Genomic DNA, 12,050 nt, shown 5'->3' on the forward strand with positions numbered 1-12,050 from the left:
TCCGCAAGAGTCCGCCCCATCGCCTCACACACTTATTTGCAGCCAGGTAGCGTCCAGTCCGCAGGGCGATCGACGCCGAGCCGCAGGTCCTTGCCTTCGGGCATGAACCAGACATCCTGAGTCAGGCCGTAGCGAGCGCCGATCTTGCGCATCTCACAGTTTTTCCAGAGCGTCTGAATCTGCGCGTTGACTGCCGTCACCAGTTCCGGACTGGCCTTGTTGAAGCCGAACACCACCTGACCCAAGCCAGTCAGCAGTGGGAAATTCGGATCGTTGTCGACAAAGGCGTTGAAATGCAGGTGCCATTGCTCATTGCGGGAAATGGCGTATTGCATGACCGGTGGATCGCCGATCACCGCATCGATGCGTCCGGCGAGTAGATCGCGAACGGCCGCGTCGGACGTGTCGTACAGGGCGACTTGCAGGCCATCGATCTTGCGCATCTCCGGGATGAACGAAAAGCCGGTGATGGTGCCGACTTTCTTGCCTTGCAGATCCTTGAGGCTGTTCCAGTTGGTCTTGTCTGTCTGGGTGATGCCGTTCTTGAAGTAGTGGATAGGGTCGCTCAAGGTCATGATTTTCGAGCGTTGTTCGGTCCAGCCCATGGTGCCTGCCATGACATCCACTCGTTTGGACTGCACCGATGCAATCGTCCCTGACCACTCCATTAATGCCGGTTTGACTTTAAGGCCGAGTTTTTCGGAAATTTGTTGAAGAATTTCACCGTCATAGCCGACCATCCGACTATCTTGATACCCTGTTCCTGGCATATCACCACTGAAGGCGATGGTCAGGCTTCCCGGCTCTACTGTCTCCAATGCGAACACCGGTGCCGCAGCCAGCACGGACACCAGAAAACCGGCACAAATAGCGGAAAAACGCTGAACCTTGGACGTCTTCATCGGATGCTCCTCGATAGTTTTTATTGTGGCAGCAGAACGTTTCGCATGGCCCCATCGTAGTGGGACCGGCGCTATAACTGGTTGGATGCTTTGCACGAATGATTGAATATTTGCGACATTCTGGCGGTGCAGAGAACGGGACACCCCAGGAAAGCCTCGTGGACGGGCTCGATCATGGGCAGGCGCGTCATCCACCCATGCGCCGCGGCACCGCCGAGCTGTCTATTGGCATCATGTTGTGGCCACGCTTTCCCTTGCTGTCACTGTCAGGGCTGACCGATGCGTTGCGGCACGCCGCCGATACGGGCGATCAAAGCCGCCCCATCCGCTGCCAATGGAAAGTACTCGGCACGCCCGGGCAAAGAGTCATTTCCAGTAGCGGACTGGACGTGCCCATCGACAGCGAACTCGCTGACCCGGCGCGTTTCGACTACATCGTGGTGATTGGTGGATTGCTCGACTCCATCGAGGCGGTGCCGAAAACCTATCCCGCGTTCCTCCACCAGGCCGCGGCGGCACAGGTGCCGTTGATCGGCCTGTGCACCGGCAGCTTCGTGCTCGCGCGACATGGCCTGATGGAGGGGCGAACGGCGTGTGTCCACGCCTACCATGGCGACGACTGGAAGCGGCTGTTTCCCTCGTTGCGCTTTGTCATCAACAGGGACTTTCTGATCGACCAGGACCGGATCACCTGCGCGGGCGGTGTGTCAGTGATCGAATTGGCCCTTCATCTGATTGGCCTGCATTGCGGACCGGATCGTGCGGGCAAAGTCGTGCATCAGATGACGGTGGCGAAGAACACATCCAACAGTTTCGTCGACCGACGCAAGGCGCTCGGCTACGCCAGCTCCTCCAACCGTCGGCTGCACGAAGCCGTGATGTTGATGGAAAAACACATGGCCCAACCCCTGGATATCGAGGCCATTGCACATCTGGTCGGCACCAGCAAACGGCAATTGGAACGCCTGTTTGTCGCTGAAACCAACAACAGCCCAGCCCAGTTCTACCGCCAGGTCCGACTCCGGTTCGGCAGATGGCTACTCGTGAGTTCCGATCGCCAGATCGGCGAGATCGCCTTTGAATGTGGCTTCGCGGATGCACCGCATTTTATTCGGCACTTTCAGAGCATGTTTGGTATGTCGCCAGGGAAGTTACGCAAAGCCCTGATGCAACAAGATGGGAAATGATGCTGCAAGTGACACTGACTATCACCCGAACCACACTCGCCCAGAGACTCGGAGTAAGAGTTATTGGAGCGTAACGCTTCTGTTACGACCCTCAACGCCGCCGCCCCAGCCCCAAAATGCGCCACGCAATTCGCCTGGAGGGCTTCGCATCCAATGCCGCTCACTTGCGTAATGACGGTTGCCAGCCGAAAGCATGGCAATTTGCCACCGAAACACGGTAAATTCGCCCTATAGGTGATGTCAGCGAACGTCACTACGACTCAATACAAGGAAGTAGCTATGCCCGCAACCAAGGACACTCTCCTCAGGCAACCGCCCCTATTGCACCTGTTTCTAGAGTGCCTGCACTGTACCTCTTCACAGACGCTGCTTGAAAAGCAGCATGCCCGGGGATAGGGAAAACCTACATGCCCCAACCATTCCGTTTCCAGACTTCACCGTCTACCAGCCCCAACCCGACAGAAGCCAACATATTCATCCATGGCTACAGCGCCGGGCATAGCGACCAGGACCAGAAGCTCCTACTCGAGAAAATTCCCGATCAACTTAGCAACTACACCAATATCTTTGCGTTCTGGCCCTCGAATCACTACCTCCACTTCGACAAGTCGTCGCTCTGGGCGCTTGGCACGGCAGGCCTGTCCTCCGGGACAGGAAGCATTGCTGGGCCCTTCGGTTACTGGGGGCTCGCGGGCTCTTTAGCCAAGGATCGGATGAAGAACTTCACTGAAGCCCGCTCACGCGCAGAAAAAATGGGAATGGTGTTACTCGATCAGTTGCAAGAGTACCTGCGCGGCAACCACCCACAGATCGAAACCATCAACCTGATCGGCCACTCGCTTGGCGGCCGGCTGGTCATCAGCAGCCTGAGAAACTTCACGAATAAGCGGCAGCTGGCCATCAACGATGTGCTGCTGATGGCTGCCGCCGCCGAGGTAACAGCCGTCGAAGCGCGTCAGCTGCGTGGTCTGCTTCAGGGGCGACTGATCAATGCCTATTCGAAGACAGACAGGACCCTGCTGTTGAATTGGGGTGAAACCTGCCTGGGACGTAACGAGGTCGAACACTTCGAGAGCATCGAGATGAACGACTTCGGCCACACCGATTACTGGAAGCGGCTACCCGAGGTGCTGGCCGAAACACGCTTCAAAGCGTGCGCGCCCAGCTCGCCAGAGCCTGCCCAAGCACCTGCTGACGCATTCATGCCAACCCTGGCGCCCGAACAACCTGCCGAAGAACACGACATGACACTCGAACTGAACAACCCAAGTGAGGTTTACCAGCGAATCAATGACGAACTGGCACTCATCATAGGCGAACTGAGCAATCCGTCGGACGACGAAGCCTTGAACCAGGCAAGAGAAGAAGCGATTCGACGGCTCACCGAGCATCGGGCGGCACTGATCGAGCGGCTCGCCGAACTTGAGCAGAATGCAGAGTGGAATACGTTCACCATTGCCTTCTACGGCGAAACCGGCGCTGGCAAATCGACCCTTATCGAGACCTTACGCATCTTGCTCCAAGAGCCCGGCAAGAAGGCCAGCCAGCAGGCGTTCCGCAAGCTACACGACCAGTATGGGCTGAGTGAAGAAAACCTGCAGCAGCTGCAACAGAGCATCGAGCAAGCCGAAGCTCGACTTGGCGAACTGACGCAGCAGTTGAGTGCCACAATGCAACAATACGAACAACCTTACAGGGCCGCCCAGAGCGCCCTCGACCAGGCCAACGCCCGATCCTGCGAATTGACGCAACGACTTGGCGGTACGCTCCAGCAACACGAGAAGTCGCACAAAGACGCCCTTGCTGCCGTCACGCGTCTGCACACCCTTCTCGCCGAGCGTAAAAGCACCGCCTCACTCTGGCAGATGCTGTTGAACCTCTTCAGAAAAATGCCAGAGGAGGTCGAGTTGAATGATGCCACCGCCACGCTGACAGCGACCACGACGGCACGCGACAGCGCTGCGGCGACCCTGGACGCCGAGCAGCAGAAAGCCTATCAGGAACGCCTTGCTCTGGAGCAGCAACTGGGCGAAATCGCAACAGCGCGTGACGACGCCTGTGCGGCGATTGCCGCCCAACAGACGGAGGCGACCCACCATCAGCGGACGCTCGCCCAGCAGCGCCTGGAAAATGAAAGCCAGCTGGCACAATTGCTGTCGCAGCTGCAGATTCATGCCGACGGTGAAATCATCGGTGACGGCAGAACCGACTTCACCCGTAAAACACAGCGCTATGACCTCGAACTGGACGGCCAACCCTTCGCCCTGTTGGATGTACCCGGTATCGAGGGTAAGGAAGGCTTGGTACTCGACGAGATAGAACGTGCCGTCCAGACCGCTCATGCGGTGTTCTACGTCACCAACCAGCCCGCACCACCACAAACGGGCGATGGGCAGCACCAAGGCACGCTGGAAAAGATCAAGCAGCACCTGGGAGCGCAAACCGAGGTATGGACGATCTTCAACAAGAAGATCACCAGCCCCAAGCACTCGCTGGCTGATCGATCGCTGATCTCTGACGACGAAAACATCAGCCTTGCCGGGTTAGACGAGAAGATGAGCGAGCAGCTTGGCAAGCACTATCAGGAGGTGTTCCCGCTGACCGCGCTGCCTGCGTTCCTCGCTTCGACCGACCACTTCGCGCCGGGCTCGCAGAACGCCAAGCGCCGCAGCAAAGTGCTTGCGGACTTCGGTGCCGACGAATTGCTGGAAAAATCCCGCCTGCGCAACTTTCTGCAGTTGCTCGGCGGCCGGTTGCTCCATAACGGCAGGGCCAAGATCATTCGGGCCAACTTCAACAAAGCCAATGAGGCGCTCAACCAGACCACTGAAACGCTCTCAGGCGTTCAGCAGACCCTGGCCGCGCTATCGACCCAGCTCTCCCAGGAAGAGCAAAGCGCCAAGAGTCAGTTGAACAGCAGCTTCCAGGCGCTGAAAAAACGTCTGGAATCCTGCGGCGAAACCTTGATCGACGATTTCGCCAGCAACGTGCGCAACAGCGTCTACGCACGCATTGAGGACGATATCAGCAACGATGCTTTCAAAAATGCCCTAAGCGAACAGCTTGAAACCCAACAGCGGCAGCTGGGCAGGCAATTGCCTAAGGCGGTTAACGCAGAGGTCGGAAAATTCCAGAAGGCGGCCGAGGACATTCTCACGCGCTTCGAAAAACATGCCCAAGAGCTGACCGCAAGCTATGGAAAGCTTGGCAGCATGCGATTCAACGAGCATTTCAACCTCAATATAAAGATCGACAACGGCATCAACGTTGCGGGACTGCTAGGCGGCCTTGTCGGTATCGCCTTGGCGCCATTCACTGGCGGAGCCAGCCTGTGGGTTGCTGGAGCCGCAGCCCTTTCCGTGCTGGTTTCGATCGGCAAAGCGCTGTGGAGCGCGCTCAGCTCGGACTACAAAAAGTCCCAACAACGCCAAGCCACGGAGAAAAACCTGCGCAGCGCCACTGAGCAATTGCGCGACACGCTGCGCGACAGCCTGAAAAGCGCCTTGTGCGAAATGCAGGAGACTATCGACCAACTCGACCTGGCACTTGAAGCGCCTGCCAAACAGGCCACTGACCAGGTGCACACATTGACTCGTTCGACCAGTCGCCTGAAAAACCTCTCCCGCCAAATCGAAACCGCAGGAAGTCTGTAATGGAAAACACTCTCAAAACATTCAAGGCCCAACAGGCAAGCGCACTGACGCTGCTCGACAGGCTGCAAGACTTTCTCGAGCAGGGCGCGCAGGCCGGAGTGCCGCTTGACTCGAATTTGAGCAGCAAGCTGCAGAATGCCATCAACAGCGTATCCGGTGAAAAACTCAAGGTCGCGCTGATTGGCGGCTTCTCGGAAGGTAAGACTTCGATTGCGGCGGCCTGGATGGAGAAGCTGGATAGATCCAGCATGAAAATCAGCCATCAGGAATCCTCCAACGAGGTGAAAGTCTACGAAGTCGACGAAGGCTTCGTGCTGATCGACACCCCTGGGCTGTTCGGCTTCAAGGAGCAGGAAAATGCCGAAACTCAGGCCATCGAGAAGTACAAGGACATCACTAGGAAGTACGTGAGCGAATCTCACCTGGTGCTCTACGTGATGAACTCGACCAACCCCATCAAGGAAAGCCACAAGGACGACCTGACCTGGTTGTTCCGCACTCTGGATCTGCTGCCACGCACTGTTTTCGTTCTCAGTCGCTTCGATGAAGTAGCCGACGTGGAGGACGAGCAGGACTATCAGACTAACCTGCAGGTCAAGCGCGACAACGTGGCAGGACGGCTTCGCGAACAGATCGGGCTGAGCGACCAGGAAGTAGCCGAATTGTCCATCGTCGCCGTGGCCGCCAACCCCTTCGACATGGGGGTGGAGCACTGGCTGGCCAACCTCGAACAGTTCAAGGCTCTGTCGCATATCGCCACGCTGCAGACCGCCACCACAGGAAAGATCCAGCAGAACGGTGGCAGCGCCGCGCTGGCCAACGAAATGCGCGCCAGCGTAATCCGCGACGTGCTCAGCAACCAACTGCCCATTGCCATCGAGAACGATCAGAAGGTTTCCCTGGAGGTCGGCAAACTCGATGAGCTCAACGCTCGCCTGGGCAAACAGCTCGCAGTGACCGGGCAGCAAATCGAAGATGCACGCATCAGCCTGCGCGAATTCGCCACACGCTACTTCTCCGACCTGATCCTGCAAGCCAAGGGTTCCAGCCTGGAAACCTTTGCGGACTTCTTCGAACGAGAGGTCGGCGCTGAAGGCATTATCGTGTCCACCCGCCTGCAGAATGAGTTTAGCCGCCAGACTCAGTCGATCACGCTTGAGGTCGAAAAAATGCAGGTTGGCTTCGATAGCGAGGTCAACCACTTCAACATCACCGTCAAAGCCCTGGGCAAGCAAGGCATCAACCACCTGCTCAAAGGCAACCTGATCAACAACACCACGGTACTGGCCGCACGCGATGGCCTCACTACGATTGCCAAGACGGTGGGCATGGATATCGGCAAATACCTGAAGTTCCAACCGTGGGGTGCCGTGAAGTTCGCCAAAGGCGCCAACGGGGCACTGGCCATCCTCGGCGTGGCGCTCGAAGCCTGGGACAGCTGGGAGCAATACAAGCGCGAAGAGGCATTCAAAAAGGCCATCGCAGCAATGGTCGACAACTTCGAACAGCAGCGTCAGGACTTTCTCGCCCTGGTGAACTCCGCGCGCTTCAAGGAGGAGTTCTTCCCCGACTACCTGCTGCTCAACACACGTCGACAAGAACTGCAAAGCAACCTGGATGACAGCCGTGTACGTCAGCAGCGCTTCCAGGCATGGCGCGTTGAAGCGGAAACCATCGACGCTGAATTCAGAAGATTGAACTGACCCCGTTCAGGCGCCCGCAGCGTGATGCAACGGGTGCCTGGACCCGAGCAAATCCACTACCGAATATCCGGTGTCCGCGTCCTCAAACCATGGTTATTTCTTCACTGTCAATCCACACATATCAGAGCAATGCAGGACTGGAAAAACGCATCACGCTAAGCAGCCCCAGGCGTGATGCGTGATTGACGGCGCTTGTCACCGCCTTGAGGGACGCCAGTAAGCTACTGCCATCGCGGGCGGCGCCAAATAGCAGCCGGTTATTCACGCGAATCTCGACATAGGCCAGTGCTTCGGCCTGAGCCCCATCGCGAGCAGCGTGCTCATGATAATCGGCGATATCGAAGTGAACGCCACGCTGGGCAAATGCATCGACCAGCGCCGCCAGCGGACCGTTGCCCTCACCGCTGAGGTCGAACCTGGTGCCCCCCATGTCGAGCACGCCCTCCAGGTAAGTCACAGCGCCCTCGCTGACCAATTTAGGCTGCAACAACGTGTAGGGCTTGCCCTCATCCAGATAGTGCCGGCTAAAGCACGCAAGGATCATCTCGCTACTGATCTCCTGGCCCGATCCATCCGCCTCTTGCTGGACCAGGTTGCTGAACTCCATCTGCAATCGGCGCGGCATCACGATCCCATGCTGTTCAAGCAGATAAGCCACACCGCCTTTGCCGGATTGGCTATTGACGCGAATGACAGCCTCATAGCTGCGTCCCATATCCGCCGGGTCAATAGGCAGATAAGGCACTTCCCAGAAGCCATCGGGGTTAGCCTGGCGCACTGCAAACCCTTTCTTGATCGCGTCCTGATGCGACCCTGAAAAGGCCGTGAATACCAATTCGCCCGCATAAGGATGGCGAGGATGCGTGGGCAGCTGATTACAGTATTCCACCTCGCGCTGGACGTGGATGATGTCCGAGAAATCCAGCTGCGGATCGATACCGCTGGTGTAGAGGTTCATAGCCAGGGTGAGGATATCGACATTGCCGGTTCGCTCGCCGTTACCAAACAGCGTGCCCTCGACCCGTTCGGCACCGGCCAGGCAGGCCTGTTCGGCGGTGGAAACCCCGGTGCCCCGGTCATTGTGCGGATGGACGCTGATGATCACGCTGTCACGACGGCTGAAATGCCGGCAAAACCATTCGATCTGATCGGCGAAGACATTGGCCGTGGAGACTTCGACGGTCGTCGGCAGGTTCAGGATCATCTTGTTGGAAGGCGTTGGCGCAAAGACGTCCGTCACCGCCTCGCAGACTTGCAATGCAAAATCCAACTCGGTGAAACAAAAGGTCTCGGGGGAATACTGGAAGGTCCACTGCGTCTCGGGATTGTTGTCCATGTGCTGTTTGATTTCGCGAGCGGCCTGGGTGGCAATCTCGATGCACCCGGCGCGGTCAACACCGAATACCACGTCTCGAAACACCGGGGCGGTCGCGTTGTAGACATGCACGATAGCGCGGGGAACACCCTTCAATGCCTCAAACGTGCGCTCGATGAGATGACTGCGAGCCTGTGTCATGACTTGAATTGTCACGTCATCGGGAATCGCACCCGTTTCGATAAGTTCGCGCACGTAGTCAAAATCGGTCTGCGAGGCGGCTGGGAAACCTACTTCGATTTCCTTGAAACCGACCTTGACCAACAGGTCGAAGAAACGGCGCTTGCGCTCGGCATTCATCGGCTCGATCAAGGCCTGATTGCCATCGCGCATATCGACGCTGCACCAGCTAGGCGCAACGGACTGGACTTGGCCGGGCCATGTGCGGTCCGGCAGATCCACTGTGGTGAAATGTCGATATTTGCTGGAAGGATCCTTCAGCATCATGGCGTTTATCCTTTTTGATCCATAGGTGGGCAGGTTCGGCGTCTGACGCCACCGAACATTGGATCCAATAATAAACGAGCATAACTTGATGCAAATTGCGTTTTCACATCAACAGCACGGTGAAATCCACAAAAAAGTCTAATAATGTTTAATTTTTTGGTTATTTGTGCTCGACATATAAATACTAGAGCAATTTTTAGTCTTACAGGTCGTAGTTCACCGCACTGCTCTGGCGTCGTAGTCGGTCATGCTCCGTGGAGAGCGCTTCGAAGGCCCGCTGCAAGCGCTTCTTGCGCCAGGGTGTTGTCCAAGCCGCTGCCTATTCCTATCAGCGCGTCAGATTCCCGGACCTGTCACGTGGGCTGGCAACCTGGCCAAGCGATCCCAACCGTCTACATCGATCCCGGCGCAGTTGGGCAACCACAGTGTTTGCAGCGGCAGTTGCTCCAACACCGGCACCACGGCCGACGTGATCCGCGACTCTCCTGGATCAGCCCCAAGCGTCAGGTCCCGCAGCGGCATACGCGCAAGATGGGCCACCCCGGCGTCAGTCAGCCAAGGGCTGTCATACAAACCCAGGCGCTGCAGGGGCAAGTCCCGCAAACAAGCCAGATCGGCATCGCGCAGGTTCAGGCCGCTTATTTCAAGCTGCTCCAACGGTAGTCCCAACTCGGAGAGCTTGCGCAAAACCTTACCGTCGACGCCCTGGCAAAAACTCAGATTGAGCCGCTTCAACGGCAGGCCAGCCAGTTGTTTCAGCTCCTTCCACGTGATGTCGTTCAAGGACAGGTCCAGGAACTCCAACTGCAACCCGCGCAGATCGCTCAACGTACTGGCGCAGACACCTTGCACATCGGAGAGCCCCAATCGCTTGAGCGGAAACTCGTGCAACACATCGAGCCGCTCGATTACCTGACGTAGACACTTGAGGTCCAGCTCCGCAAGCGGCATTCCCTCCAGTACTTCGAGATCGTCTTCGCAGATGAACGCAGAGTGCAGCGATAGCTTTTCCAGGGGCAGATCCCGAATCGCCTGCAACACGCTCTCGCTTGCATAACAATCATCCAGACTCAACGAGCGCAACCCCGTCAGGTCGCGAAGCCAGGAAGGATCGTCGAGGATCGCGCCGCTGCCACTGAGGGACAACTGTTCGAGGGGATGACTTGCCAAGTGCACCATGCCACCAGACGTCAGCTCGCCCACGCGTTGCAAGGTCAGGGAGCGCAGCTTGAGGCGTGACAGTGCACGAAGGCCGTCGTCGGTCATCTCATCGCAACGGTTCAACGACAATTCCTGCAATGGGCTGTCGCTCAGTTGACGGAGAAAACTGTCATCGAAGTCCTCGCCGTAGGTTTGCAATTTCAGCCGGCGCAAGCGTTCCAGCGAGGGGAGGCAGTTGACGTTATCGTCGCGGGAGAAATTACTGACTTCCAAGGTTTCGAGGGTATTGGCGGGTAAACGCTGCCACGTTTCCGGCCCACAAATAAACCTCGGGCTGTTGAGCACCAACCTGCGCAAGGGCAGCCCGGCCAGGGCGTCACACCACTGCGGCTCGGCGTTGTTCAGCTCCAGATGGTCTACCGGCAAGCCACGCAGTTGCGACAGCAAAGGCCCGGGGCGATTTGTATGGGCCGTGGTGTTCAGTTGAGCCACCACCACCTTAGCCGCCGGATCGCACAGGCCCGCCGCGACGCGCAAACCTTTCAGTGATGCCTCCCCGGTATCGAGCAGATCGCGATAGAGCGAAGCACGCGTGGTGGTGTCATCGGGGTTGGCGGCGAGCTGGGCGATCAGAGCGTTGCGGTTGGGGGTTGGCACGGTCTAGGAGTCTGCGAAAGGGATTGAAGGGGGATATGACCGTTAGGGAAGCATAAAAAGGAGTCTTACTGAAGAGGCTGTCAGGGCTAGCCCTGTGGCGAGGGAGCTTGCTCCCTCGCCACAGTTCTCTCTCTAGCATGACGATGTACCGAATGGACGGTTAATTCGAACCCGTTGATAGCTGTAAACCAAATGTAGGGAAATACCGCCGCTGAAAGGCCAAAGCTCCTACATGAAGCTCGGAAAGCGGTGTCTTGTAGCGCTTGAGCGGGGCGGCCTATAGTTCCTCGTCGCCCTAACGGCGACTCGGGTTTGGCGACCCGGCAACGAGGTGCGAGAGCGATCTGCTTGTTTGCAGGCGTCCCCGCATCAGTGATACTGCCACCACAATGGCAGTTGTACGCGGGAGATCTCCGGGTCTGCCGGTACCTCGTTCCGGTTCGCCAACCTGCGTACAGCTGCCACCCTTCGTTTGGCGACGATTAGTTGGTAGCTCTCACTTAATAACGAGGTTACAACTCATGAATCGATACATGCCCATCACCGGCGTCGACTGTGTCCCCGCTACCCTGCTGATCGACACCGAAGCCCCGCTTGATGTCCTCTTCGAAACTGCCGATTACCGCATCCGCACGGTGACTCAACTGCTGGAAAACATCGCGTTCCGCTCGGAGATCAGTTCCGACACGCTGGTGCTTTCCGACTTTTGCAAAATGCTGACGATCGCGTTGCGCGATGGGTGTGATGTGATGGATGTGATTGGCAGACGACTGCGGTCGCAGGCGGCGGAGTAAATGAAGACGGGCGACCTTTGGGGCCGCCCGTTTTGTTCACATGCTGCTCAGCGCACGCGGCTTACTGACTATTCACTAATAGCCGCATCCTCCAGCCACATCTCCGACGGCAAAAACGTACTCAGGTATCAGCAGGCGAATGGAGAGATTACTCCCACCCAGAAATGAGAC

General features: G+C 57.5%; 7 protein-coding genes. 4 read left to right on the forward strand and 3 right to left on the reverse strand.

Annotated features, from left to right (window positions below):
• Nucleotides 1–32: 32 nt before the first annotated feature.
• Nucleotides 33–902 (reverse strand): substrate-binding periplasmic protein, encoded by an 870-nt coding sequence (locus tag AB4N80_RS01245; protein ID WP_122569105.1) that lies wholly within the window; start codon nt 900–902, stop codon nt 33–35.
• Between the two features lie 158 nt (nt 903–1,060).
• Between AB4N80_RS01245 and AB4N80_RS01250 the strand changes: the two genes are divergently transcribed.
• The 3 genes from AB4N80_RS01250 to AB4N80_RS01260 all read left to right on the forward strand — a co-directional run bounded on the left by AB4N80_RS01250 (nt 1,061) and on the right by AB4N80_RS01260 (nt 7,445).
• On the forward strand, nt 1,061–2,089 hold the full coding sequence (locus AB4N80_RS01250) for a GlxA family transcriptional regulator (RefSeq protein WP_354337130.1): 1,029 nt from the start codon (nt 1,061–1,063) through the stop codon (nt 2,087–2,089).
• Between the two features lie 407 nt (nt 2,090–2,496).
• The gene (locus tag AB4N80_RS01255; RefSeq protein WP_122569103.1) at nt 2,497–5,742 is read left to right on the forward strand and encodes a DUF726 domain-containing protein; all 3,246 of its coding nucleotides are present in this window, start codon (nt 2,497–2,499) and stop codon (nt 5,740–5,742) included.
• Entirely contained in the window at nt 5,742–7,445 is a 1,704-nt protein-coding gene (locus tag AB4N80_RS01260; protein ID WP_305469636.1) for a LeoA/HP0731 family dynamin-like GTPase, read from the forward strand. Before AB4N80_RS01255 ends, AB4N80_RS01260 begins: the two co-directional genes overlap by 1 nt.
• Before the next feature lie 121 nt (nt 7,446–7,566).
• On the opposite strand, the gene leuA is transcribed toward AB4N80_RS01260, so the two are convergent.
• Nucleotides 7,567–9,267, reverse strand: a complete 1,701-nt coding sequence (gene leuA, locus AB4N80_RS01265) for a 2-isopropylmalate synthase (RefSeq protein WP_122569101.1) — start codon at nt 9,265–9,267, stop codon at nt 7,567–7,569.
• Between the two features lie 336 nt (nt 9,268–9,603).
• Complete coding sequence (locus AB4N80_RS01270) at nt 9,604–11,085, reverse strand: leucine-rich repeat domain-containing protein (RefSeq protein ID WP_265072675.1); 1,482 nt, start codon at nt 11,083–11,085, stop codon at nt 9,604–9,606.
• 521 nt (nt 11,086–11,606) lie between these two features.
• On the opposite strand from AB4N80_RS01270, the gene AB4N80_RS01275 reads away from it, so the two are divergent.
• A complete protein-coding gene (locus AB4N80_RS01275) occupies nt 11,607–11,879 on the forward strand; it encodes a hypothetical protein (protein ID WP_122569099.1) in 273 nt (90 codons plus the stop codon).
• The last annotated feature ends 171 nt before the right edge of the window (nt 11,880–12,050 follow it).

The sequence above is a fragment of the Pseudomonas sp. H3_A02 genome (assembly GCF_054671965.1).